The organism is Methanosphaerula subterraneus, from assembly GCF_052055875.1.
GTDB lineage: Archaea > Halobacteriota > Methanomicrobia > Methanomicrobiales > Methanospirillaceae > Methanosphaerula > Methanosphaerula subterraneus.
Window position 1 is genome coordinate 2600807 of sequence record NZ_CP170508.1, and the last position, 24641, is coordinate 2625447.

Annotated in this window: 18 protein-coding genes and 2 tRNA genes; 12 read left to right on the forward strand and 8 right to left on the reverse strand. The window is 60.6% G+C overall.

Annotation, left to right across the window (positions count from 1 at the left end):
• Positions 1-144 precede the first annotated feature (144 nt).
• Positions 145-1419, reverse strand: coding sequence for a phosphomethylpyrimidine synthase ThiC (gene thiC, locus ACFKSJ_RS12750; protein WP_440950167.1), 1275 nt, complete (start codon positions 1417-1419; stop codon positions 145-147).
• Positions 1420-1574: 155 nt separating this feature from the next.
• On the opposite strand from thiC, the gene ACFKSJ_RS12755 reads away from it, so the two are divergent.
• Genes ACFKSJ_RS12755 through rnz form a run of 4 tightly spaced genes read left to right on the forward strand, consistent with a single transcriptional unit; the run spans position 1575 to position 4531 of the window.
• Positions 1575-2315 (forward strand): anaerobic ribonucleoside-triphosphate reductase activating protein, encoded by a 741-nt coding sequence (locus ACFKSJ_RS12755; protein ID WP_440950168.1) that lies wholly within the window; start codon positions 1575-1577, stop codon positions 2313-2315.
• Positions 2275-2823, forward strand: a complete 549-nt coding sequence (locus ACFKSJ_RS12760; RefSeq protein ID WP_440950169.1) for a dephospho-CoA kinase — start codon at positions 2275-2277, stop codon at positions 2821-2823. The genes ACFKSJ_RS12755 and ACFKSJ_RS12760 overlap by 41 nt, the downstream gene beginning before the upstream one ends.
• Positions 2823-3593, forward strand: coding sequence for a sugar phosphate isomerase/epimerase family protein (locus tag ACFKSJ_RS12765; protein ID WP_440950170.1), 771 nt, complete (start codon positions 2823-2825; stop codon positions 3591-3593). The genes ACFKSJ_RS12760 and ACFKSJ_RS12765 overlap by 1 nt, the downstream gene beginning before the upstream one ends.
• Entirely contained in the window at positions 3590-4531 is a 942-nt protein-coding gene (rnz, locus tag ACFKSJ_RS12770; RefSeq protein WP_440950171.1) for a ribonuclease Z, read from the forward strand. Before ACFKSJ_RS12765 ends, rnz begins: the two co-directional genes overlap by 4 nt.
• On the opposite strand, the gene ACFKSJ_RS12775 is transcribed toward rnz, so the two are convergent.
• Positions 4518-6383, reverse strand: a complete 1866-nt coding sequence (locus tag ACFKSJ_RS12775; RefSeq protein ID WP_440950172.1) for a YgiQ family radical SAM protein — start codon at positions 6381-6383, stop codon at positions 4518-4520. The genes rnz and ACFKSJ_RS12775 overlap by 14 nt on opposite strands.
• Positions 6384-6488: 105 nt before the next feature.
• Here ACFKSJ_RS12775 and ACFKSJ_RS12780 point away from each other — a divergent pair, with 105 nt between their 5' ends.
• Positions 6489-6872 (forward strand): rubredoxin, encoded by a 384-nt coding sequence (locus ACFKSJ_RS12780; RefSeq protein ID WP_440950173.1) that lies wholly within the window; start codon positions 6489-6491, stop codon positions 6870-6872.
• A gap of 30 nt (positions 6873-6902) precedes the next feature.
• On the opposite strand, the gene ACFKSJ_RS12785 is transcribed toward ACFKSJ_RS12780, so the two are convergent.
• The 3 genes from ACFKSJ_RS12785 to ACFKSJ_RS12795 form a co-directional block, all read right to left on the reverse strand.
• Positions 6903-12695, reverse strand: a complete 5793-nt coding sequence (locus ACFKSJ_RS12785) for a NosD domain-containing protein (protein ID WP_440950174.1) — start codon at positions 12693-12695, stop codon at positions 6903-6905.
• Between the two features lie 237 nt (positions 12696-12932).
• On the reverse strand, positions 12933-14975 hold the full coding sequence (locus tag ACFKSJ_RS12790) for an acetate--CoA ligase family protein (RefSeq protein ID WP_440950175.1): 2043 nt from the start codon (positions 14973-14975) through the stop codon (positions 12933-12935).
• A gap of 159 nt (positions 14976-15134) precedes the next feature.
• The gene (locus tag ACFKSJ_RS12795; protein ID WP_440950176.1) at positions 15135-15998 is read right to left on the reverse strand and encodes a deoxyribonuclease IV; all 864 of its coding nucleotides are present in this window, start codon (positions 15996-15998) and stop codon (positions 15135-15137) included.
• Positions 15999-16161: 163 nt separating this feature from the next.
• Between ACFKSJ_RS12795 and ACFKSJ_RS12800 the strand changes: the two genes are divergently transcribed.
• The 3 genes from ACFKSJ_RS12800 (at position 16162) to ACFKSJ_RS12810 (ending at position 18106) form a co-directional block, all read left to right on the forward strand.
• Positions 16162-16233 (forward strand) — tRNA-Ala (locus ACFKSJ_RS12800).
• A 63-nt stretch (positions 16234-16296) separates the two neighbouring features.
• Positions 16297-16926 (forward strand): DUF47 domain-containing protein, encoded by a 630-nt coding sequence (locus tag ACFKSJ_RS12805; protein ID WP_440950177.1) that lies wholly within the window; start codon positions 16297-16299, stop codon positions 16924-16926.
• 4 nt (positions 16927-16930) lie between these two features.
• Positions 16931-18106: an anion permease gene (locus ACFKSJ_RS12810; protein WP_440950178.1), complete on the forward strand. Its 1176-nt coding sequence runs from the start codon at positions 16931-16933 to the stop codon at positions 18104-18106.
• A gap of 70 nt (positions 18107-18176) precedes the next feature.
• Here the strand turns inward: ACFKSJ_RS12810 and nth are convergent, their stop codons facing one another.
• From nth to pyrH, 3 genes are all read right to left on the reverse strand, one after another.
• Complete coding sequence (nth, locus tag ACFKSJ_RS12815) at positions 18177-18815, reverse strand: endonuclease III (RefSeq protein ID WP_440950179.1); 639 nt, start codon at positions 18813-18815, stop codon at positions 18177-18179.
• 41 nt (positions 18816-18856) lie between these two features.
• A tRNA-Pro gene (locus tag ACFKSJ_RS12820) sits at positions 18857-18931 on the reverse strand.
• A gap of 126 nt (positions 18932-19057) precedes the next feature.
• Positions 19058-19762 carry a UMP kinase gene (gene pyrH / locus ACFKSJ_RS12825; protein ID WP_440950180.1) on the reverse strand — a complete coding sequence of 235 codons (705 nt, stop codon included), beginning with the start codon at positions 19760-19762 and terminating at the stop codon, positions 19058-19060.
• A 37-nt stretch (positions 19763-19799) separates the two neighbouring features.
• Here pyrH and ACFKSJ_RS12830 point away from each other — a divergent pair, with 37 nt between their 5' ends.
• From ACFKSJ_RS12830 to ACFKSJ_RS12845, 4 genes are all read left to right on the forward strand, one after another.
• Positions 19800-19943: a hypothetical protein gene (locus ACFKSJ_RS12830; RefSeq protein WP_440950181.1), complete on the forward strand. Its 144-nt coding sequence runs from the start codon at positions 19800-19802 to the stop codon at positions 19941-19943.
• Positions 19944-19982: 39 nt separating this feature from the next.
• Positions 19983-21002 (forward strand): AmmeMemoRadiSam system radical SAM enzyme, encoded by a 1020-nt coding sequence (amrS, locus tag ACFKSJ_RS12835; protein ID WP_440950182.1) that lies wholly within the window; start codon positions 19983-19985, stop codon positions 21000-21002.
• Positions 21003-21027: 25 nt separating this feature from the next.
• Positions 21028-21510: a Mut7-C RNAse domain-containing protein gene (locus tag ACFKSJ_RS12840; RefSeq protein WP_440951431.1), complete on the forward strand. Its 483-nt coding sequence runs from the start codon at positions 21028-21030 to the stop codon at positions 21508-21510.
• A gap of 373 nt (positions 21511-21883) precedes the next feature.
• Positions 21884-24598: a PKD domain-containing protein gene (locus ACFKSJ_RS12845; protein WP_440950183.1), complete on the forward strand. Its 2715-nt coding sequence runs from the start codon at positions 21884-21886 to the stop codon at positions 24596-24598.
• The last annotated feature ends 43 nt before the right edge of the window (positions 24599-24641 follow it).

The following is a 24641-nucleotide window of genomic DNA, read 5'->3' on the forward strand; positions in this document are numbered from 1 at the left end:
AGCTTCGCCGATGGTGCATCCAATACTCGTGCAGCCGATGAGGGCAGCAGCGGAGTCTGGGAACGAGTCTGGCGTCGAAGTATCATCCAGAACCTGATCGATTCAGACGATCGGACCGTCCGAAGCCGGTTGAGCAAAAAAAGATTAGAAGTTGAAGTGCTTGGCCACGATCTTTACGGCACAGTAGTCGCCGCACATCGTGCAGGCGTCGGTGTCCGCCGGCATCCTGCTGTCCCGGATCTCCTTCGCCCGCTTTGGATTGAGTGCGACCGCGTACTGCCGGTCCCAGTCGAGGGCTTTTCTGGCGTGTCCCATCTCCAGGTCATCGTCGCGCTTGTTCAGCTTGACCATGTCCCCGATGTGGGCTGCGATACGCGAGGAGATGACCCCCTCGTAGACCTCTTCCGGTGTCGGGAGGGCCAGGTGCTCAGCCGGCGTCACATAGCAGATGAAGTCCGCCCCGTACGACGAGGAGAGGGCTGCGCCGACCATGGCGACCCGGTCGTCATACCCTGGTGCGATGTCGGTGACCAGCGGGCCGAGCATGTAGAACGGCTTCCTGTTGGTGACCCGCTTCTGCAGGATCACGTTGGCCTGGATCTCGTCGATCGGGACATGCCCGGGCCCCTCGACGATCGTCTGGACCCCTTCGTTGAAGGCCTTGTCTGCCAGCTCTGCATTGATCAGCAGTTCCTGGATGGCTGCACGGTCGGTGGAGTCATGGACTGCGCCGGCCCGCATGCCGTTCCCCATCGAGAGGGTCACTTCATGCTCTTTCATGATCTCAAGGAGGTAATCATACTCTGCGTAGAGCGGGTTCTCCTTCTCGTTGTGGAGCATCCATGCGGTCATGAACGCACCGCCGCGGGAGACGAGCCCGGCATGCCTCCCCTGGTTCTCGAGCCGCTTCATCGTCTCGTAGTTGATCCCGGTGTGGATCGCCATGAAGTTGGTGCCGGCCTTCGCCTGCTCGGCGGTGATCCGGAAGAGGTCGTCCGCCTCCATATCGACGACTGCGCCTTTCTTCTGGGCTGCCTCGATGAACGCCTGATACAGGGGCACGGAACCGACCGAGAGGGAGGTGGCCGCGACGACCTGGCGCCTGATATCGGCCAGGTCCCCGCCGGTGGAGAGCTCCATCAGCGTGTCGGCACCTGCAAGTTCTGCCTGCCTGACCTTCTCGATCTCCACCGAAACGTCGCTGATATCGGAGGATGTTCCGATCGAGGCGTTCACCTTGGTCCTGAGCCCCTCGCCGATCCCGCAGATCTTAACCTTGCGGTAGGGGGACACCGGGATGACGATATGCCCTCCAGCGACCCCTTTTCTGACGAACTCCTCGGTTACGCCCTCCTGTGCAGCGACCAGCTTCATCTCCTCGGTGACGAGGCCGCGCTGTGCATCCTTGATCAGACTCATACCTGATCATGTGAAGAACAACCAGATAAAGGCTTCTTTTCCGATTTCTGGACTAAGTCCTGCTTGTTTTCATAACAAGTAAATTTGTTTACGTTAACGCAGGTGCACTTTACCTGGTCCTGGTCAATAGATTCAATAAAACTGCTTCCCAATAGGTGAAGAACGGTGATGCTCTGAAGGTCAACTTTGGTGGGTTCGTCCCGATCAGCACCGTCGACTGGCCCGGGCGGGCCGTCTGCACGGTCTTCTTTCGCGGCTGTCCGGTCAGGTGCCCCTACTGTCAGAACCGTGCGATCCTTGGAGGCACCGACCTTCGCGAGGTGAACGAGGTCAGATCCATGATCAGGTCCTCCGGGTTTCTGATCAGCGGGGTGATCTTCTCAGGTGGAGAGGCGACGGCGCAGCTGGAGCCTCTGGCCGCCCTGGCAGCGGCCGCTCATGATCTCGGCCTCGCCACCGGGGTACAGACCAATGGCGTCTATCCTGCCACCCTGTCCCACCTGATCGAGAACGGACTGATCGATCGGGTCGCGCTGGATATCAAGGCCCGGTGGGAGCGGTACCCTAACCTCTTCGGCGTCGACCTTGTCACCGAGGTGCAGCGTTCGCTCGCCCTCTGCAGATCCGCGTTCCTTGAGGGCAGGCTGAAGGAGTTCGAGGTGGTGGTCACCCTCTTCCGCGGGTGTGAGAGCGACGTGCAGTACATCGCAAAAGCTGCTGGAGAGGTGGACCTCGTGCTGCAGCAGGGAGTGCAGGGAAAACTGCCCCCGCTCACCGACCACGATCTGCAGCGAGTGGCCGATCAGGTCGGACACAGGGTCCGGATCCGGACACGGACCGGGGGAGAATACTGGTATGAAGGTAATAGGGATCGTTGGATTGCCGGCGAGCGGTAAAGGGGAGTTCTCCCGGATAGCAGAAGCGATGGGGATCCCGGTTGTGGTGATGGGGGACGTGATCAGAGCGGCGGTGAAGGAGGCCGGGCTGCCGGAGACCGACCAGAGTCTCGGCCAGGTGGCGCAGCAGCTGCGCGACCGGCACGGAATGGGAGCGATCGCGGTCAGTTCGATCTCCTTCATCAGGGCGACCGGAGCACCGGTGGCGCTGGTCGACGGGATCCGGGGGGATGCCGAGGTGGCGATCTTCCGCCAGGAGTTCCCGGACTTTCATCTGATCGGGATCCGTTCCGAGTTTCCCGTCCGCCTTGCACGGCTCAGCCAGCGCGGACGGGTTGACGATACGCTCTCGGCCGAGGAACTGCACCGGCGCGACGAACGCGAGATCCGGTGGGGGCTCGACCGTGCCCTCGCCGAGGCCGATCGGACGCTGACCAACGATGGGACGATCGCAGAGTACTCGGCCCGGGTTCACGCCCTGCTCGCAGAACTGCAGGGGGCGACCTGATGCAGCAGCTCTTCTTCTCCTCCTCGTCCAGGGTGATGGAGACTCCGGAATGGGTCTACTCGCTGGAGGAGGCCGGGTACGACGGCTGGGAGATCATGGCCGACGGGCCGTACCGGCTCGACGATCCCGAAGCCCTGACACGGGTGCAGGGGGTGCTGGAGACGACCGGCCTGGCGGCCTCGGTCCACGCCCCGTACAGCGACCTGAACCTGGCCTCGCTGAACTATCCGATCTGGAGGGAGTCGATCCGGCAGATCACGGCCTGCATCACCCATGCGGCCGGCCTGACCGACCGGGTCACGATCCATCCGGGGTATATCTCCCCGATCGGAGCGCTCGACCCGCACCGGACCTGGGCCTTGCAGAAGGAGGCGCTGGTGGAGATCGGGAAAGTGGCGGTGGAGCACGGGGTGCTGGCCTGCCTTGAGAACATGATCGGGGTCAAGGAGTTCCTCTGCCGGTTTCCGCTGGAGATCATCGGGATGACCGAGGGGATCGAAGGGGTGGGGATCACCTGCGACCTCGGCCATGCCAACACGGCCGGGCAGGTGGGTCCGTTCCTCGAGCATATCGAGCAGTTCAACCATCTGCACCTGCACGACAACCACGGCCTCTCCGACGAGCACCTTGCCCTCGGGGACGGTTCGATCGACTGGGCCGCCATCGGCCCGCAGGTCAAACGCCGGTACACCGGGATCGCCGTCGTCGAGGGGCGGTCCCTGGAAGAGGCACGGAAGTCTGCCGCTGCATTCAGGCGGTGGTTCGTATGAGCGGCGAGACGATGCAGGTCTATTTTCTTGGAACCGCCGGGGCCCTGCCGGCTCCCCTGAAGAACCCGGCCTGCCTGATGATCAGGCGGGGGTCGGATACCCTCCTCTTCGACTGCGGGGAGGGCGCCCAGCAGCAGATGATGCGGGCACGGACCGGGTTCACGGTCGACGCGATCTTCATCACCCACTGGCATGCAGACCATTTCCTCGGGGTCTTCGGGCTGGTCCAGACCCTCTCGTTCATGGGGAGGACCGAACCGCTGACGATCTACGGCCCTGAATGGGTGCACGAGTTCGCCGAGGACGTCCGGCACATGGGCAAGACCCAGATGCGGTTCGTGCTGAAGTCGGAGGAGGTGCTGCCCGGGATGGTGGTCCCGTTCGACGGCTACACGGTCCGGGCCTTCAAGACCAGGCATGGGATCGCCTCGGTCGGGTACGTCCTCGAGGAGGATCCCCGCCCGGGACGGTTCGACCGTGAGGAGGCGATCCGGCTCGGGGTCAAACCGGGCCCCCTCTTCGGTCGGCTGCAGCGCGGAGAAGAGGTCCTGGCGACGGTCGACGGCAAGGAGCAGATCGTCCGCCCAGATCAGGTGGTCGGTGTGGAGCGTCCTGGGAGAAAAGTGATCTACACCGGGGATACCCGGCCGGTGACCGATGCGGTGCGGGAGATCGGTATGGACGCGGATCTGCTTGTCCATGATGCGACCTACAGTGATGCCGACCAGGCCCGGGCAAAAGAGGTCTTCCACGCCACCGCAGGGGAGGCCGCCGACGTGGCCAGGGCTATCAGGGCCAGAACCCTCGCCCTGATCCATATCTCGTCCCGGTATACCGCCTCGGCCGATCACCTTGCCGATGCAAAGCAACGGTTCGATGGCGAGGTGATCGCCCCGGTCGACCTGACGATGATCGAGATCCCGTTCAGGGACGCCTGAACCCGGTCATCGTTCCCGGGCGGCGATCCGGGATCAGACATTTCGGGCCCGATCCGATCAGGTCCTCTCTCTTTGCCAGCACCAGCCCTTCCCTGACCAGCGTCTCGTTCGCAGGATCCCGGTACCGGAGAAGAGCCCGCTGCACCTGTTTTTCCCGCCCCACCGGGACATGCACCGGCTCCATCGTGAACGGGTCCAGCCCGGTCGCATACATGCAGGTCGAGACCGACATCGGGGTCGGGGTGAAGTCCTGCACCTGTTCGGTGTAGAGGTGGTGATCCTCGATATACCGGGCCAGCTCCACCATGTCCCGGAGCGTACACCCCGGATGACCGGACATCAGGTACGGAAGCAGGTACTGCCGGACGCCGGCCTCTCTGACGGTCTTATCGTAGGCGTGCTGGAACCTCTCAAAGACCGCCCGTCCCGGTTTATGCATCCGGGCGGTCACGCTGTCGACGAAGTGCTCGGGTGCGATCTTCAGGTGGCCTGATACATGGTGTTCGACCAGGTCCTGGAGGTAGGTTGAATGGTCGGCGAGGACCAGGTCGTACCTGACCCCTGAACTGATGAAAGCCTTTCTGACCCCCGGTACCGCCCTGACGGCGCCGAGCATCTCGACCTGCTGCTGGTGGCTGACCATGAGGGAGGGGCAGTCCGGGGAACAGGTCTTATCGGCACAGGGGCCGAGGGTCTGCCACCGGGGACAGGAGAGTCCGTACATGTTGGCGCTCGGCCCGCCGACGTCCTGGACAATTCCTTTCCAGCCCTTCATTCCGGTCATCCTCGTCACCTCGTCGACGATCGATCCCACCGACCTGCTCTGGATGATCCGGCCCTGGTGATGGGTCAGGGCACAGAATGAGCAGGACCCGAAGCAGCCCCGGTGACTGGTGACCGAGAATTTGACCGGCTCGAGGGCCGGGATCTTCGCCGTGTATCGGGGGTGGGCCTTCCGGGTGAAGGGGAGGGCGTAGATCCGATCGAGCGCCCCGGTCGACAGGGGGAGGGCCGGCGGGTTCTGGATGATCACTGTCTTTGGGTGCGGCTGGACGACCCGCCGGCCGGCGATCGGGTTCTGTTCGAGCGCATGGAGCCGAAACGCTTCGGCATAGGCGCGTTTGTCTGCGGCCGCCTCGGTGTACGACGGGATCACGACCGCATCCCCGGGGTCGACGGCCCGCCAGGTTTTCGGCGCCATCTTCACAGCGGTCCCGGCGACGTCCATGATCTCTCCGATCGATTCGCCGGCGTTCAGCCGGTCGGCGATCGCGACGATCTGCTGTTCGCCCATCCCGTAGACGACCAGGTCGGCAGGGGCGTCGGCGAGGATCGACTGCCTGACCGAGTCCGACCAGTAATCGTAGTGGGCGAACCGCCGCAGGCTCGCCTCGATCCCTCCGAGCAGCAGGGGGGTCTCTGGGAAGAGTGCGTGCACCTGTTGGGCGTAGACGATCGTCGCCCGGTCGGGCCGGTTGGGCCTCCCGCCCGGGGAGTAGACATCCTCTGAACGCCGCTTTTTGTTCGGGGTGTAATGGTTCACCATCGAATCGACGCTCCCTGAGGAGATCGAGAAGAAGAGCCGCGGTCGTCCGAGGGCGAGCAGATCATCCGGAGAATGCCAGTCCGGCTGGGCGATCACCCCGACGGTGTACCCGGCATCCCAGAGCACCCGCCCGATCAGGGCCGTCCCGAAGGAGGGATGGTCCACGTAGGCGTCTCCGCTGACCAGAATTATATCAAACTGCGTGATACCGAGTTTTTTCGCCTCCCGCATCGACATCGGCAGGAACTCTGGTTGCGGTCTGCCGGCATTACTGCTCTTCTCTCCTTTCTCTTCGGCCTGACCCATAGCAGGTACTCATGGGCGGTCTGATCGCATAATCCCAAGCTATATTACCCATGTTGTAGCATCCTCACCAAACCCCGCCGGATCATCGGCGTGGGAGGATGTGAGATGACCGTCAAACGATATAAGTGCAAGGTCTGCGGGTACATCTACTCGCCGCTACGGGGCGAACCCGCCCATGGAATCCCGGAAGGCACCGCCTTTGAGGATCTTCCTGATGACTATGTCTGTCCGCTCTGCGGGGTGCAGGGGAAGGGCAAGGTCGGGACCTGGGGTTTTGAACCCTGGACCCCGACCAAATACATCTGCCCGGTCTGCGGGTACATCTATGATGAAAAGCGCGGGGAGCCCCATAACGGGATCCCGGCCGGGACCAGGTTCGAGGATCTCCCTGATGACTATATCTGTCCGGTCTGTCAGATGGACGATAAGATCAGAAAGGATTACGGCAAGATCAGAAAAGAGGGCTTCAAGCCGCTCGACACCGATTGAAACGGGTCGGCAGGACCCTCGCTCACTCTTTTACCTCTGGACCACGGGCTGGACCAGGGCTCCGTTCCGCTCGGTCCGGACATACTGCCTGACGGTGATGAACCCCTCCTTCGTCTCGGTGTCGGTGCCGTACTGGTTGGAGACCTGCAGGCTCACCGGGTAGGTGCCCTCGTTTTTGAAGGAATGGGACGGGTTCTGGAGGGTGTCGGTGGAACCGTCATTGAAGGTCCAGAGCCAGTGGTCCGGATGTCCGATCGAAGTGTCGGTGAACTGGACACTCATCGGGGCCGTCCCGTCCGTCCCGGAGGCGATGAAGTTTGCGACCGGTTTCATCGCCTGGTCTGTGGTGACGGTGATCACCTTCCGCTGGATCTGGCTGGTCGAGCCGACGGCGTTGGAGGCGGTCAGTTTGACGGTGAAGATCCCTGCCCAGGAGTACATGTGCGTCGGGTTCTGCTCGGTGGAGGTGCTGCCGTCCCCGAAGTCCCAGAGCCACCAGTCAGGGTTTCCGATCGAGGTGTCGGTGAACCGGATCTGTACCGGGGCAGGACCGCCGGCCCGGTCGACGGTGAACGAGGTCGTCGGGACCACCGGGGACTGGACGAGCGCGTAGGCAGTGAGCGGGAGTTGATCGATGTTCTCCGGCCCGATGGTCAGCGGCTGGTCGCCCAGGCCGTCATGGTTGTCGTCGACGGCCACATCCGAGAAGCCCTTTCCACCGGGGGTGCCCCAGAAGTTGCCGCCCAGGTTCGGCCCGCCTGCGATGTTCGTGCCGGCGGACTGCGGGTTGTTCCAGGCATTCATCCCGGGGGTGCCGGCCAGGAGTGCGTTCTTCTGGTTGGAGAAGAGGTTGTCGGCGATGACGTTCTTCCCCGAATCGGCGACGACGATCCCGTTCTGGTTCTCCCTGACCGTGTTGTGGAAGATCGTGTTCCCGTTGCTGGTCAGGGAGAGCGAGATCCCGGCGTACCCGTTCGTGGTGATCAGGTTCTCGATCAGCGAGTTGTCCGAGGATCCCTCTGCCCGGAATCCCACGTTGTTCCCGGTGAGGGTGTTCTGTCCGATCCTGTTCCTGCTGGACCCGGTCAGCAGGAGCCCCGAGACGCCGTTCTGTGTGGCGCTGTTCTCGGTGATCAACGCGGCAGTCGCTCCGTTCAGCAGTATCCCGTTGTTGGTGTTGTTGATCGCCCGGTTGGCGTGAACCACGACATCGCCCGTGTTCTGCAGTGCGATCCCGTTGATGTTGTGGTCTGCCAGGTTGCTGTTCAGCACCGAGCCTGCGGAAGAGGTGACGGCGATCCCACTTCCCTCTGTGCAGTTCGATGCGGTCACATTCGCTACGGTGGTGTTGCCCGCGTTCTCGATGACAATGCCCCTGCCGTTTTTACTGAACGAGCCGGCTTCGACCCGGTTCTGCAGACTCTGATCGAGCAGACTCAGCCCGACCGTATTGCTCTCTGCCGTGATGTTCTGGAAGGTGTTGTTGCTGGAGGTCTGGAACTGAATCCCCTGCTGGTTGTTGCTGGCCATGCAATTCTCAAAGGAGTTCACGGACGAGCCCGAGGACCAGATCCCGTACATGCTGCTGTCTGCGGTGATGTCGACGAACCGCGAGCCGGTCACCGAGGAGATCGAGAGGCCGTCGTAGGTGTTGGCGGATACGTCGGTATGGTTCAGGAGCATCCGTTCCCCGAGGGCCATCACGATACCGTAATCGTTTCCGATGGCGGTCAGGTTGTCGGTCCTGCTATCCCTGGTGTTCAGGTAGTTCGCGCCGATGAACCAGCTCCCGAAGGAGAGGTTGGAGACGGTGACGTTCGAGAGCTGGACTGATTCGTTGTAGACCGAGAGGCCGTTGGAGTTGAACTTCTTCGCGCCGGTGATGGCGTGGCCGAGCCCGTCGATGATCACATCCGAGGACCTGACATCGATGCCGACCTGGGCGTCCAAAGCCGCAAAGTCCTGCATCACCAGGTATCGTCCCGGCCTCGTGATGACGGTCGGCCCGGTGATCGGGTAGTAGAGGCCGAGGGGGGAGACATTCCGGAGCGGGTACTGGTCGACATTCGTCGCGGTCAGGTGGTACGGCTGGTCGCAGATCCCGTCGTTATCGTCGTCAGGGGTGATATCCGAGAAGCCGGTGGCGTTGGGGCCGCCCCAGTAGTTGCCGCCGTAGAAGGGGCCGCCCGCGATGTTGTTCCCTGGTGTCACGGGCATGTTCCAGTAGTTTGAGCCGAGCTGGTCCTCAAAGTCGGTGTTGTTCGTGTTGGTGAAGTAGTTGTTGACGATCGTGTTGCCGTTGGCGGCGATCAGGCTCAGCCCTGACATGTTGTTGTTGGCGATCCGGTTGTTGAGGAGGAGGCTGTCGCTCGCCGAGGAGAGGAAGACCCCCCAGCGGTTGCTCTCGGCGGTGCAGTTGTACAGGGTGTTGGCGGTGCTCTCCGCGAGGAAGAGGATCCCGCCCTGGAGGTTGGACCTGGCCACCAGGTCCTGGAGCATGGTGGTACTCGAGGTGGTGAGGACGACTCCGTAGATATCGTCGGTCAGGGTGCAGTGCTCGATCGTCCCCTGCTGCGTGTTCATGTACGAGATCCCGTACCCCCATCTGCTGGCGGTCAGGTTCTTCACGGTCACCCGCTCGAGCTGCCGTGATTCATTGTACACCGAGACCCCGTAGGTGTTGAAGGTGCCCTGGCCGCTGATGGTGTGGCCGTTTCCGTCGAAGGTCACGTCCGAGGACCGGATGTCGATACAGATCGGGACCTCGCTTCCGGTGATATCATTCTGAAGGACATAGGTCCCCGGTTCTGTGATCACGGTCGAGTTGTTGACCGGGATCGCGGCGAACGGGTTCCTGCCGGTGCTGTGAAGCGGATTCTGGTCCACGTTGCCGGTACCCACGGTATAGGGCTGGTCGCAGATGCCGTTCACGTCCGCGTCGGCCGCGGTCTCCGAGTACCCGGTCCCGCCCGGCGAAGCCCAGTAGTTACCGCCGAAGAGGACGCCGCCGATGATGTTGGTGCCGAGCGAGAGGTTGACCGACCAGTTGTTCGGAAGGACGGTGCTCTGGAACTGGGCGTTCTGGGTGTTGTTGAGGAAGTTGTTGACGACCGTGTTGTTGCCGGCGCTGTACAGGCCGATCCCGTTCTCCCGGTTGGCGGTGGCGAAGTTGGAGAGGACGGTGTTCTTCTGCGCCGCCGAGAGGTAGAACCCCCAGGTATTGGTCTCGGCCAGGTTCTTGAAGACCATGTTCCGATCGCTGCCGGCGAGGAGGAGGATCCCTCCCTGGCTGTTCCCCTGGGCGGTGTTGCTGTCGACCAGGTTCCCGGTCGAGGTCTGGAGGATGATGCCGTACTGGTCCCTGGTGGCCGTGACCGCGTTGATCCTTCCGTCGTGGGTGTCCCAGAACGAGACCCCGTAGAACCAGTCGGCGGTCGCCAGGTTGGTGATCGTCACCCGTTCCAGCCTGGTCGACGGTTGGTACACCGAGACCCCGTAGGTGTTGAAGACATTTCTGCCGCTGATGGTGTGGCCGTTCCCGTTGAAGGTCACGTCCGAGCACCTGATATCGATACAGACCACCTCGTCGGTGTGCTGGATGTCGTTCATCAGCAGGTAGTAGCCGGGTTTTGTGATCACGATCGGGCCGGTCACCGGGATCGCGTCTGCCGGCGGCGGGGGAACCGCGGTGACCGTCGGGACGATCGTCTCCGGCAGCAGCGGGGTGACGGTTGGGGTGACGTTTCCACCTGAGGTGGTTGGGGGGTATGTGCTGACCACATTGCCTGCACTGTCGATCAGGGTTGCCGTGTCGCCATTGTTGTTCCAGACTTCTTCATTGAGGTTCCAATAGAAATCTGTGGATGAATTATCCAACTTGAGTGGATTCAATGTATGGACAGTGACCGTTTCACCGGGTAAGAGAGAGAATCCTTCAAAGGTAAAGGTGTGGATGTTCTTGTTTAGTTCTGTGGTGTCCCGGATCTTCCAGTTATCAAGCGAGACCGGGAGCGCCCCGTTGTTCGTGATCTTCACCCACTCTTCTTCAAGGTTGAGACCGCTGATGACGACGGCAGAACCCTGAGGGGGGGTGATGGGGGCTGTCGTCCCCGGAACCCCAGTCGTTACCTGGGGAAGCGTGGTGGCTGTCCCGCCGGGGGACTGGGTGCTTGAGGTCTGCTGGGTCCAGGTCGGGATCGGCACGGTGGTGGTGGTCCCGATGGGGGTCTGGGTGCTCGCCGTCGTCACCGGGGTCTGGGTGGGCTGACCGTTCCCGACATTCTTCGTCAGCGGGAACTGGTCCACGTTCTGGGAGGCGACCTGGTAGGGTGCACTGCAGATCCCGTCTCCATTGGTGTCCGCGTTCAGATCGGAGAATCCTTTTCCATCAGGGCTCCCCCAGTAGTTGCCGCCCTGGTTCGGCCCTCCGATGACGTTCATCCCTGCCGTCACCGGGGTGTTCCAGGTGTTGGCCTTCGGCTCAACATCATAGTTCGCGACGTTTTTATTATTGTTGAAGTAATTGTTGCTGACCTGGTTGGACTGGGCTGCGGCCATACCGAGGCCGAATCCCTGGTTGCCGGTGATGCGGCAGCCGGTGACCCGGCTCCCCTGGACATTGTTCAGGATGACGCCATACTGGTACCCGGTGACGGTCAGGTCGGTGAGCGCCACATTGGAGAGGGTCGCATCCTGGTTCGTGACGACCACACCCCAGGTCTCTCCGACGTTCCCGCCATTGATCGTGTGACCGTTCCCATGCAGCGTCACATCGCTTGAGGTGATGTTGATCGTCGCCTGGCCCGGGGTGGAAGTGGCGATGTCCTGGGTCAGTCCGTAGACCCCCGGGGACGAGATGACGGTCGGCCCGGTGACCGGGATCTCGTTCCCTGCCGGCGGTGCCGTGGTCGTCGGTGCCGTCGTCGTCGACGTCGTCACGGCTGTGGTGGGGGAAGGGGATACTGATGGCGACGGGGTGACGGTCTGGGAGGCCGTGGTGGTGACGGTGGTTGATGTCGGGGCGGTGGAGGATGCCAGGGGGGACTGGTCGATGTTACCGGGTGCCAGCGTCAGGGGCTGGTCAGCGATCCCGTCGCCGTTGGCGTCAGCCGTCTTCTGTGAGAACCCGTTCCCATCCGGGCTCCCCCAGAAGTTTCCCCCCATGCTCGATCCGCCGATGATGTTACTCCCGGCGGCGACCTGGGTGTTCCAGGTGTTGCTCAGCACCGATCCCTTGAAGTCGGCGTTCCTGATATTGTTGAAGTTGTTGTTGAAGACCGTGTTCCCACTGGTCGAGTAGAGGTAGATCCCGGCGGCACTGTTCCCGGTCACCGTGTTGTCGCTGACACTGTTGGCACTCGACGAGGTGATCGCCAGCCCGTGGGTGTTGCCGGTGACGGTGTTGCCGGTGATGGTGTTCCCGTTCGCGTCCTGGTTGCAGCCGATCCCGAAGGCGTTCCCGCTGACCGTGCATCCCTCGACCCTTCCGTCCTGGACGCCGACAAAATAGATCCCGTACTGGTGATCGCTGACCTTCAGGTTCCTGACGATCACGTTCGAGAGGAGCCCCCCGGAACTGTAGACATAGACCCCGGCCGTGCCGGCATCGGGGCCGGCCCCTCCGATCGAATGTCCGTTCCCGTCCAGCACCACATCCGAGGAGGTGATGGCGATCGAGGCGTCGCCGCTGGTCAGGTCCTGGGTCAGCTGGTAGGTGCCGGGCTCTGATATGGTCATCGGGCCGGTCACGTCCACACCCGATACCGGGGAGACAACGACGCAGAACAGCACGAGCAGGAAGAAGAGCACGGCTCCTTCCGTCATACAATGCCCACCTGTGCAGCCCATCAGTCGAAGGTCTGCGGAATGATCAGGAAACACAGTGCCCAAAGCCCCGGTATGATGACCGGGCGCTCTTTGGCCCGGCTCTTTAACTATTATGTGCGCAGTCCGGGTATATGATGGTTCTTCTTTTGTATCTCTCTTGAAAAACCAATAAATCCAAAAAGGAGGAGTAATTGTCGGGGGATCTGCACCTGAACCGGTGCTCCAACAGCCGGCTTACCTGCACCGCTGCCAGATGACCCGTCCCATGACCCTGAACGTGAAGTCCAGCTCCTCGAAGGAGGGGATCTGGTGTTCGCGCAGGATATCCCGGCCACGGATCATCGAGTCCCCGCCGAGCAGGGTCCCGATGATGATCTTGTCGGTCTTGCCTGAGAACTTTATCATCTCGTTGGCCAACTGATCGGACGAGAGGACCAGGTTCGGGAACCCGACAACAAAGGCGATGTCCCAGATGTGCTGGTACTTGACGAGCATGTCGAAGACCCGCCCGAACCGCTTGTCGGTGGCGTCACCGAGGAGATCGATCGGGTTGCCCTTGTTCCAGAATTCTGGCAGGAACTCGTTCATCTCCTCGACCATCTCGGCCGGCAGGTCGATCAGATCGATGCCGTACCGCTCTGCATAGTCTGAGGAGAGGACAGCGAAACCACCCGCATTGGTGATGACGACGGCCCGCTTGCCCTGGGGATAGCCCTTGGGTGAGGCGAGCATCTCTGCGACCTGGAAGGCCCCGGTCAGGGTGTGGACCGGGATCACGCCGGCCTGCCTGAACGCCTCCATGTAGACCTCGTAGGAGCCGGAGAGCGAGCCGGTGTGGGACGAGGCCGCCTTCTGCCCTCTCTGTGAGGATCCCGACTTGATCGCGACCACCGGTTTGTACTTGGTGACCTCGCTGACCACCTTCATGAAGGCCTTGCCGTCGGTGATCTCCTCGATGTACAGGATCACGGCCTTGGTCTTGGGGTCGTGCTGCACGAACTTCAGGTAGTCGAGGAAGTTCAGGTCGGCCTGGTTGCCGACTGATATGACCGCCGAGAAACCAATATCATGAGAGAGGGACCAGTCGACGACCGTGTTGATGATTGCACCGCTCTGGGAGATGAACGCGACCGTTCCCGGGTTCGGGGACTCGTGCACGTAGGTGGTGTCGAGGCCGCGGGGCGGGACGATCAGGCCGAGACAGTTCGGGCCGATGATCCGGATCCCGTACCGCTTTGCGATCTCGACAACCCGTGCCTCGAGGGCCTTGCCCATATCGCCCATCTCCTTGAATCCGGCGGTGATGATCACTGCCATCGGGACGCCCTTCTGTCCGCACTCCTCGATCACCATCGGCACATGGTTGGCCGGCACGGTGATCACGGCCATGTCGACAGGGTTCGGGATGGCCGTGATGGTCGGGTAGGCCTTCAGCCCCTGGATCTCACTCCGCTTGTTGTTGACCGGATAGAGCTGCCCCGGGAAGTGGAGCAGGTTGTGCATCACCGCGTACCCCATCTTGGAGGTGTCCTGCGATGCCCCGATCACGGCAACTGAACGCGGTGCGAAGTATTCGAGCGGGACTACTGGCCGTTCCTCGATCTTCTCCTCGACCACCTCGTCATCGGTGATGACTCTGGCATCGACGGCACATCCGCCGGTCTCGTAGAGTCTGAACGGGTTGATATCGAACTCCACGACATTCAGGTTCTCGCCAAAGAACCGTGCGACGTCTGAAATCACTTTTACAAGGGCCTGTTCGTCACGTGGTCGCGATCCCCGGTAACCGCTGATCAGCGGGTAGGCCTCGATCTCGCGGATCATGCACCTGATCTCATCATCGCTGATGGGGAGGATCCGGAGGGTGATGTCCTTCATCAGTTCGACGAGCGTCCCGCCCATCCCGAAGGTCAACACCTTGCCGAATGCGGCGTCTGTCTTGCCACCGATGATCAGTTCCAGTCCGGGGGCTGCCTGTTCCTCGACGATGATGCCGGTGATCGTCGCGTCGGGGTTGTAGGCCTTCGCCCCGGCATGGATCTTATCAAACGCGGCCTCTGCCTGCTCTTTGGATCCAATCCCGGTGATGACACCGCCCGCATCGCTCTTATGGGTGATCTCGGGCGAGATTACTTTCATCACAACAGGGAATCCGATCTCTGCTGCAGCCTTCCCTGCTTCTTTTGCACTGGTGACGATCTGAAAACCGGGTACTGGTACATCGTACTGTCTGAGGAGGGCGTATCCCTCTGCCTCGCTTAACATGGTTCGTGTCATGGTATCCTCATCTTTAATCATGATCAATTTCGTCAATTATAGTTTATTGTTTCGTCGATACACTAATAATTCCTTTGATGGACCCGGATTCTTCCTCCCTTCAGAAAGAGGTCTGGCATCATCGCCTTTGATAAAGATACTGAATCGTATCTTAAAAAGTTACGCTCGTGATGCAGCCAGCCTTCGGACGGCCTGGATATTGGCAGCGTTGTCACGTACGGCGTCTTCCGGGGTTTCGCAGATGAACGGGAGGGCCATGAGTCCGGGGTGGGTGAGGATCCCTGCACAACCCTCTTCACCGATCATCCCGAGCCCGATGTGGGTGTGCCGGTCCAGGTGGGAGCCGGCCTCTGCTTTTGCATCGTTGAGGTGGATCACGCAGAGGTGTTCCCTGCCGATCCCGTCCTCGAAGGCATCGAGGGTACGCCGCAGTCCCTCCTCGTTCCGAAGGTCGTATCCTGCTGCAAAGGCATGGCAGGTGTCCAGGCAGACGCCGATACGGCCCGGGTCGCTGCATGACTCTCGGATCCTTCCGATCTCTTCAAACCGGGATCCGACACTGTTCTTCTCACCTGCCGTGTTCTCCAGCAGCAGCATCACGCTGTCGCCGGTGCCGGGGTCGCTCATGCTGAATGCGGTATCGATGGCCTGCTGCACCCGCTCTTCCCCGGCCCTGGTTCCCTCGCCCATGTGGTGGCCGAGGTGGGTGACCAGGTACGGGACACCCAGCATACTGCACCTGTGCAGTTCCTCTGCCAGGGCATCCACCGACTTTGTCCGGATCTCCTCCTTTGGGGAGGCGAGGTTCGGGAGGTAGGGCATGTGCACCACTGCCGGCCCGATCCCGGATGCAGCAAGGGCCTCTCGAAAGAGGGTCGCGTCCTCTTCAGTCAGCTGCTTGAAGGTCCATCCGCGGGGGTTGCGCGAGAAGATCTGGAAGGTGTCGCAGTCGATCGCTGCCGCCCGCTCGACGGCCCGGGCGATCGATCCCGCAATCGAAACGTGTACGCCGACTTTTACCATGATTCCACTCTTCTCCTGACAGATCGTGAATCCCGGATCATCAGAGAGATCTGGTCTCAGGTGCACATGAACCTTGCTCCCTCCCCGGGTGTTTCTGGTTTCTGGAGCAGAACGGATACCAATTCTTTTAACTGATGGAATGCAATGCTATAGGGTATCACCTGGGCCGATAGATCAGGGGTAGATCGCTACCTTGGCATGGTAGAGGCCGCGGGTTCAATTCCCGCTCGGTCCATTAGGATGCCGGCAATGCCGGCTCTCATATTTTTCGCAGAATCAGATTCTTTCGTGGTGTACCGTGGATCTCAGACAATGGCTAATTCCGCAGGATAAAGAATTCTTTGACCTGTTTGAGGAGATGGCGGGGACGGTTGTTGAAGCGGCCGATGCCCTGGTCGAGTTGATGAACGACTATACTGATCTTGGCACAAAGAGTCAGCATATGAAGGAACTCGAGCATGAGGGTGACCGGATCACGCATGCGATCTATGAGGGGCTGAACCGGACGTTCATCACCCCGCTCGAACCCGAGGAGATCTCCCGCCTGGCGACGGCGATGGATGATGTGATCGACTGTATTGAAGGGACGGTGCAGCAGCTCCACAGTTACGGGATCACGGCGACCGACTCTCCGATGCGCCAGTTCTCAAAACTGATCCAGCTCAGCGCCACAGAGATTCAGACGGCCGTGAAGGGGATCCGTTCGATGAAGGATGTGCCGTCGATCGAAGCCCGGTGCATCGAGTTGAACAGGCTTGAGAACGTCGCCGACGAGGTGCTCGGGCATGCACTGACCGAACTCTTCCGGGGCAATGATCCGCTCGCCATCATCAAATTGAAGGATGTCTATGAGAACCTGGAGCAGGCTACGGATCGATGTGAGGACGTGGCCAATATACTCTCTGATATTGTGATCAGGCACTCGTGATGGTATGGACTCCTTTATTATTGCGGGTATCTTCTTTGCCCTTCTCCTGAATTTTGTCAACGGGATGAACGATGCCGCCAATGCGATCTCCACGGTGATCGCAACCCGGGTCCTCACTCCGTTGCAGGCCGTTACGATGGCCGCGTTCTTCAACCTTGTCGGCCCCCTGCTCTTCACCACGGCGGTCGCAAAGACGGTCGGTAAAGGACTGATCGAGCCCGGTCTGATCTCGACGATGCTGATCATCGCAGCGATGGTCAGTGCCGTCTCCTGGGTCTTCTTCACCACCCACTATGGTATCCCGATCTCGAGCACCCATGCGATGGTCGGCGGCCTGATAGGGGCTGCCCTGGCCAAGGAAGGTTTCGATTCCGTGATCTGGCCGAGCCTTTCAACGCTCCAGTCTCTCTTCTTTTCCGTTGCGATCGGGGCCGTTGCGGGGGCGATATTCTTTGGGATTGTCGGAAAATTGCTGGGGAACAGTCCTTTTTCATACCTGAAGATCGGTGCGTTCTTCGGGTTTGTGATCACCATCCCGCTGCTGGTGGCGGCCGGGATGCTGAAACTCTCCGGGCTCCTGGCTATCGTGGTCTTCATGGTCATCGCCCCGTCCCTGGGGTTCCTGGTCACATTCTGTTTTGGTGCGGTCCTTATCCGGCTCTTCCAGAAGAGGAACGCGGTTAAGATGAACAACACCTTCAAGAAACTGCAGGTCGTCTCCTCTGCCTTCTACTCGATGAACCATGGGTCCAATGATGCTCAGCATGCGATGGGCGTGATCACGGCCCTGCTGGTCGCCAACGGGATTCTCACCGAGTTTACGGTGCCGGTCTGGGTGATCCTCATCTCCTCTGCCGCAATCTCGCTCGGCACCTTCCTCGGGGGCCGGCGGGTGATCGAGACGATGGGGCATAAGATCACCAAACTGCTTCCCTACCAGGGGTTCTGTGCCGAGACCGGCGGGGGTATCGTCCTGTTCTTTGTGACCCTGTTCGGAATTCCTGTCTCGTCGACCCATTCGATCACCGGATCGATCATGGGGATAGGAGCCACCCGCGGCTATTCTGCGGTGAAGTGGGGGGTGGTCAGGGAGATCGTGGCGACATGGATCATCACGATCCCAGCATCGGCGACCGTCGCGTTCTGCTTCTACCATCTGCTGATGATAGTCTTCGGCTGATCTCAGCCGGTATTTTTCATATTTTTATCTCAAAAAAAATTCAATTTTCTTCAATTTTCCTGCGCGTCGTTCATCGCGTCTGCTGATAGAACGGACAGACCATACTGACCGGGCAGATTTCACACCGGGGGCTTTTGGCGGTGCAGCACCGTCGTCCGTGCGCAATCATGATATCGGTCAGGTCTCCCCACCGTTCCTGTGGAAACAGGTCCATCAGGTCCTGCTCGATCTGATCCTGGTCGGTCCGGGTGCTGAGGCCCAGCCGGCCGGCGAGCCGTTTCACATGAGTGTCGACGGCGATCCCGGCGTTGATGCCGAGGGCGTGGAAGAGGAGAATGTTCGCGGTCTTCCTGCCGACCCCGGGCAGCAGCAGCAGTTCCTCCATCGTGGTGGGGATCTTCCCTCCGAACCGGCCGACCAGCATGGTCGCAGTGCTGATGATGTGCCGGGCCTTGACCCGGTAGAATCCGGTGCTGTGGATGATCTCCTCGACCTCGTGAATGTCGGCGCCGGCCAGGGCTTCCGGGGTCGGGTACCGGGCGAAGAGGGCCGGCCTGATCTTATCCACGGCCTGGTCGGTGGTCTGGGCGGAGAGGATCGTCAGGATCAGTACCTGGAAAGGACTGTGAAAGAACGGGAGCGGCGTACACGCGTCAGGATAGTGTTCGGCGAGTGTATCATAGATCCAGGCTGCGGAGGCGCGGTCCATACAGTATCCAGGTCTGATTTCAACACAAAAGAAGATCTCGATGGGATAGGGCAGATTCGAACTGCCGTCAAAGCGTCCCAAACGCTCTAGGATGGACCAGGCTACCCTACTATCCCGCCTGTCTTACATATGTCAACTGTTCAGTACAAAAACCTGCCGCTCTGTTCTGATATACGAAATGCTCGCATCTATCGTTTGAAAATCTGGAAAAATGGATGAATCTTTGAGTTTTTGTGAATTATTCAGAGCGGCAGCGGTCTGCAGGCGGTCTCGCTGACGATAGTCCCGGTGAAGGAACCCTGAAAGAGCGCATGGAGGAGATTCTCCGGGCTCTTCCCATCGATCACCAGCATCGGGATGCTGCACCGCTCGATAACCTTGGCGGCCACGATGTCGATGATCGAGTTCGAGCCGGCATTGAGCCGGTCGTTCTGGATGATCCCGAGGAGCTGCTGCGGGGTCAGTTCATCGTACCTGACCGCTGCAGGGTCCTTCTTCGGGTCTGCCGAGTATATCCCTGGCACCGAGGTGACGTTCACGAGCAGATCGGCCTGCACCCGCTCGGCGAGTACCGCCGACACCGCATCGGTGGTCTGTCCTGGCGTGATCCCGCCCATCACCACGATCTTCTTCGATTCCGCAAAGACCTTCGCCTCGGTATGGCTCTCCGCCACCTCCGGATAGGCCGCATCGCCGAGCGCGGCGATCAGCAGCGTCGCGTTCAGCCTGGTCACCAGGATCCCGAGTTCATCGGAGGTGGCCTCGTCGATACCGAGAGCCCGGGCCACACCGATATATCGGCGGGCCTCTCCTCCGCCCCCGACAACAACGAAGACCTGATGCTCGGACCCGATTTTCTTTAAAACCGATACGTACGCAGCGATATTGTTGGACTCGAGGGACGGGACCAGCACCGACCCCCCGAGGGCCATCACGAGCTTCTTCATGCCAGTTTATTAGTGGTGAGGTATCCAGATATACCTGTTGAAACGCTTTGTGTGCCCTGTCTGCGGCTCTCCCGATATCTATCAGGTTGCAGGCGGATATATCGGGCAGATCTACATCTGCAAGCAATGCAAGTACCGGGGATCGCTGGTCGTCGAGGTGGATGAGGACGAACAGGACTGAAGTATAAATACCCGACTCACCAATCAGGTGCTTGATACCATGCATCAGGCTCTGATGTTCTCCAGGGGCGAGGAGCGGACCGTCGACTGCTCGCTCTGCAGTCACCGCTGTCATATCGGCCCTGCCCGGCAGGGGATCTGCGGGGTCCGGATCAATGCAGGGGGGACGCTCTATGCGGCCAGTTACGGCAAGGTCAGCTCCGAGGCGATCGATCCGATCGAGAAGAAGCCGCTCTTCCACTTTCTTCCAGGGACTCTGTCGTACTCGCTCGGTTCGATCGGGTGTAATTTCCACTGCCAGCACTGCCAGAACTGGGAGATCTCGCGGGCTTCGCTCAAAAGCCCCCTCCTCCGGGACCTCGCCCCCGAGGTCGGTGTCGAACGGGCGCTCGGGGCTGCCTGCAGTTCGATCTCCTGGACCTACACCGAGCCGACGATGTGGTACGAGTACACGCTCGACATGGGGAAGATCGCCCATACTCGTGGTCTGGGGACGGTGTACGTGACCAACGGCTACATCACCGAGGAGGCGCTCCGGGAACTGGCGCCGACCCTCGATGCGTTCCGGGTCGACATCAAGGCGTTCTCCGACCAGTTCTATCGGACCATCTGCGGCGCCAGGCTGCAGCCGGTGCTGGATGCTGCGGCCCTCGCCCGGGAACTCGGCCTCCATGTCGAGACGGTCACCCTGGTGATCCCTGACGCGAACGACAGCATGGAAGAGATGGATGGGCTGATCACCTGGGTGATCGAGCATCTGGGGGCCGACACCCCGATGCACTTCACCCGGTTCCACCCGGACTACCGGATGCGGGACCGGGGGCCGACGCCGGTGGAGACGCTGGAGCGGATCTACGAGCGGGCGAAAGCGCTCGGTCTGCAGTACCCGTACCTCGGGAACGTGGGGGATCATCCGTATCAGAACACCTACTGCCCGAAATGCCATGGGCTGCTGATCGAGCGAACCGGGTACCTGAGCAGGGTCCGGGGACTCGACGGGCACCGGTGCGCCACCTGCGGCGAGGCGATCGCGTACGTCAGCGAGATCAAGCGCCCGTGATTTCGGGCCGGGACGGCGGAGGGTCCTGGTCGACCGGATGCTCGGGACGCTGACCCGGTATCTCCGGTGCATGGGCTATGACACCCTCAGTGCGAACTCGTTTCCGGCAGGAAATCCCCGGGAGGATACGTTCCTCCTCTCGCTCGTAGGAGAGGAGGGGCGGGTGCTGCTGACCCGCGACCATGAACTGGCCCGGCGGGGGCAGGGTGGGGCCGTGCTGATCCGTTCTGACGATGTGCTCGACCAGGTCTGGCAGTTGACCGCCCTCGGGCTGGTGGCTCCGGAGGTCGTCACCTCCCGGTGCCCGCTCTGTAATGGTCTCCTCTCCCCGGCCACCGCCGAGCAGGTCGCCTCCGCCGCCTCCTATGCCCCGGCCGACCAGCATGGGATCCCCTTCTTCTGGTGCCACCACTGCGGCCGGCTGTACTGGGAGGGGTCGCATGGCAACGACCTGCAGCAGCGGCTCTCTACGATTCGGTGTGAGGGGGCCTGCCATTCAGATTGGTGATTCGAGACCGGGATGTCGACTGTTCGATTGTACTACTGTTTGCATTACCGGAAACTCAGGAAATTGAAAAAAATCCGATTATCCCGACGACTCCTGACAATGCGTGGGTTCCGGGGCCGGCTCCTTCGGCTGGCAGAAGGATAGTTCTCGAATGATGGATCACGTGTTCGAGTTCTCGTATTTTTTATTATTGGTATCTATGCTCTTTGAGACGATTTTCACCCGGATATCCATGAATGGTGGATCTGAGTGGGTTCAATTCGAAATAGACGGCCCATATGCTGCATTTCGATGAAAATATATGGTTGTTCGTCATTGATCCAGATATCTTATCCAACCCTTCTTTCACCATAGATACAACAAGGAATGAACCATGACAGATCTACTCAAAAGAATGACCTGGCCGCTGATTCTGCTGGCCTTTGTCTCATGCCTGCTGATGTTCGCGCCGGCGGCGGCGACTCCCCTGCCCGCGATCATCGACTGCACCCCGGACCATGCGATGGCTAACGATACCTGGGTTTCCTTCACCCTCAACAGCACCGGTTTCTCTGAGACGCCGACGGTCTGGCTTGCGATGGCCGGCCAGACGAACATCTCCGCCACTGGTGAAGAACTGGACGGGACCACCATCACCGGATACTTCAACCTTGTACATGCAGTCCCTGGGAACTGGGAGGTATGGGCTTCGAACGGAGCAGATCCTGGGGTCAGATGGGCTGGCACGTTCACGATCGATCCGATGCCGACGGTAAACCTGACCGGTAAGGTTGTCGATCACTTCACCGGCCTTCCCCTGTCGAATGCGGAGATCTATAACGGGGAATACGGCCCCACGACTGTCTCCCAGGCAGATGGGACCTTCATCCTCCGTGACGCCTGGGTTATCAACGGTGACGCGGACCTGGACGCCGTGGTGCCTGGGCTCTATCGGGATAATTATACTGAAGTCTCTGTAACCAACGATGATCGGCAGCGTGGTTCGAAGGATATCGGGACGATCGAACTCTACCCCATCTTTGCCGGTTTCGTAACCGACAAAATCACGGGCAAGCCTCTCTCTGACGTGCACGTCTCCCTCGTCGTGAGTCCATCGGAACCGATCTTTATCTCAGGGACATCGAACAGTCAGGGATATTATCTGATTCAAATCAGACCCCAGTATTTCGGTATAAATAACGAACTGCGTAACACCGGTGTTAACTCTCTACGTCCAGCTCTGTACCTGACTGCAGAGAAGGATAGATATGAGCCCTACTCTTCTGAGATCTCTCTCTATAGTCTGGGTGGAGAAGACCTCTATAACATCCAGCTCACCCCGATCTTCACTGCAGACTTCCTGGCCTCCGGCCATGTCGGCCAGGCCCCGTACTCGGTCCAGTTCCTGGATCAGTCGACCGGTTCTCCGACTATCTGGAGATGGGACTTCGGTGACGGAACCACCTCGACCGAGCAGAACCCGACCCATGTCTACACCCAGACCGGTGTGTACACCGTCTTCCTGATCACGGCAAACGATTGGGCGACCGACATCTGTACCAGGTCCCGATGTATTGTCGTGAACACCGTGCCGGTGGCGAACTTCACGGCCAATGCGACGTCCGGGTCTATACCCTTCACGGTGCAGTTCACTGACCAGTCGACCGGTGCGAACGGCTACCAGTGGCAGTTTGGTGATGGCACCACGTCGACTGAGCAGAACCCCATCCACACCTACACACAGCCGGGCGCCTACACCGTGACCCTGGTCGTCTCCCGTGCCGACTACGGCAGCGTCTACACGCAGAAGCCGGGGTATATCACGGTCACCGACCCTCTGATCGTTGGGTTCTCCACGAATGTTTCGGCCGGCCTCGCGCCGCTCGCGGTGCAGTTCACCGAGTCGGTGAACGGGTCTGTCCAGTATTACTACTGGCAGTTCGGGGACGGAGCGACCTCGTTCGACCGGAACCCGGTGCATGTCTACGACACGGCCGGCAGGTACCCCGTATCCCTCTATGCGATCGGTTCGAATGGATATCAGGTGAAGACGGTCGAGGACTGCATCAATGTCACCGATTTGGTCATCCCCACCGTGACCCCAAAACCAACCGAGCAGTACCAGCCGGTGGCCAACTTCACCGTCACATCCCAGGGCGGTGCCGGCTCGATGGGGATTGAGGTCACCGACACCTCGGTGAACGCGACCTCGGTGCAGTACGACCTCGGCGACGGCACGACCACGGCGTATCGAACATTCCTGTACACCTACTGGCAGGCCGGCACGTATACGATCAGACAGACCGCGACCGGTCCGGCGGGATCATCGGTGAAGACGGTCGAGGTGATCGTGCCGGTGACCGCCCCCACGCCGACGATCACCTTCCCGCCGATCGGCGGGGATCAGGGGTGGTACACGATCCACTGTAATGTGGACGGGGCGACGGTCACCTTTGATGAGACCCCCATGGGGACTATCGCAGGCGGGATCCTGAAGGTCCAGGTCTACACCACCGGCTCTCCCTACAGAACCTACACCGTCCAGAAGGACGGGTACTCCACCGTCTCCGGGGCCATCACCACCTACCCCGGCAAGGACCAGAACGTGGATATCACCGTGACCCTGACCCCCGGCTTTACCGCGAACCCATACAACGGTCCGCACACCATCCCTGGTACGCTGCAGGCCGAGGACTATGACCTCGGCGGTGAGGGCGTCGCCTACCACGACACCACCGCCGGCAACGAGGGTGGAGCTTACCGGCAGGACGACGTCGATATCGAGACACTCGACACCGACGGCTCGCCGAACGTCGGCTGGATCCGTGCCGGCGAGTGGCTCTTCTACACCGTGAACATCACCACAGCCGGCACCTATGACGCCGGGTTCCGGGTCGCCTCATCCCATGCCGGCTCATCGGTTCGGGTCTATCTGGACGACGGAACGACGCCGATCGCGACCGTGAACGTCCCGAACACCGGCACCTTCGGGGCCTTCCAGACCGTTTCGGTACCGGTGACCCTGCCGGCCGGAGAGCACCGACTGAGCCTTCTCTTCCCGACCGACTATGTCAACATCAACTGGATCAGCTTCGCCCCGAGGGGCTGAACTGATCTTCCTTTTTTTCTGAGCTTTGACATCCTGGAGGTGT

Coding starts and splice junctions, on each gene's coding strand:
- thiC (WP_440950167.1), bottom strand. CDS start 1,419: ATGAGTCTGATCAAGGATGCACAGCGCGGCCTCGTCACCGAGGAGATG.
- ACFKSJ_RS12760 (WP_440950169.1), top strand. CDS start 2,275: ATGAAGGTAATAGGGATCGTTGGATTGCCGGCGAGCGGTAAAGGGGAG.
- ACFKSJ_RS12765 (WP_440950170.1), top strand. CDS start 2,823: ATGCAGCAGCTCTTCTTCTCCTCCTCGTCCAGGGTGATGGAGACTCCG.
- rnz (WP_440950171.1), top strand. CDS start 3,590: ATGAGCGGCGAGACGATGCAGGTCTATTTTCTTGGAACCGCCGGGGCC.
- ACFKSJ_RS12775 (WP_440950172.1), bottom strand. CDS start 6,383: ATGGGTCAGGCCGAAGAGAAAGGAGAGAAGAGCAGTAATGCCGGCAGA.
- ACFKSJ_RS12780 (WP_440950173.1), top strand. CDS start 6,489: ATGACCGTCAAACGATATAAGTGCAAGGTCTGCGGGTACATCTACTCG.
- ACFKSJ_RS12785 (WP_440950174.1), bottom strand. CDS start 12,695: ATGACGGAAGGAGCCGTGCTCTTCTTCCTGCTCGTGCTGTTCTGCGTC.
- ACFKSJ_RS12790 (WP_440950175.1), bottom strand. CDS start 14,975: ATGACACGAACCATGTTAAGCGAGGCAGAGGGATACGCCCTCCTCAGA.
- ACFKSJ_RS12795 (WP_440950176.1), bottom strand. CDS start 15,998: ATGGTAAAAGTCGGCGTACACGTTTCGATTGCGGGATCGATCGCCCGG.
- ACFKSJ_RS12810 (WP_440950178.1), top strand. CDS start 16,931: ATGGACTCCTTTATTATTGCGGGTATCTTCTTTGCCCTTCTCCTGAAT.
- nth (WP_440950179.1), bottom strand. CDS start 18,815: ATGGACCGCGCCTCCGCAGCCTGGATCTATGATACACTCGCCGAACAC.
- pyrH (WP_440950180.1), bottom strand. CDS start 19,762: ATGAAGAAGCTCGTGATGGCCCTCGGGGGGTCGGTGCTGGTCCCGTCC.
- amrS (WP_440950182.1), top strand. CDS start 19,983: ATGCATCAGGCTCTGATGTTCTCCAGGGGCGAGGAGCGGACCGTCGAC.
- ACFKSJ_RS12845 (WP_440950183.1), top strand. CDS start 21,884: ATGACAGATCTACTCAAAAGAATGACCTGGCCGCTGATTCTGCTGGCC.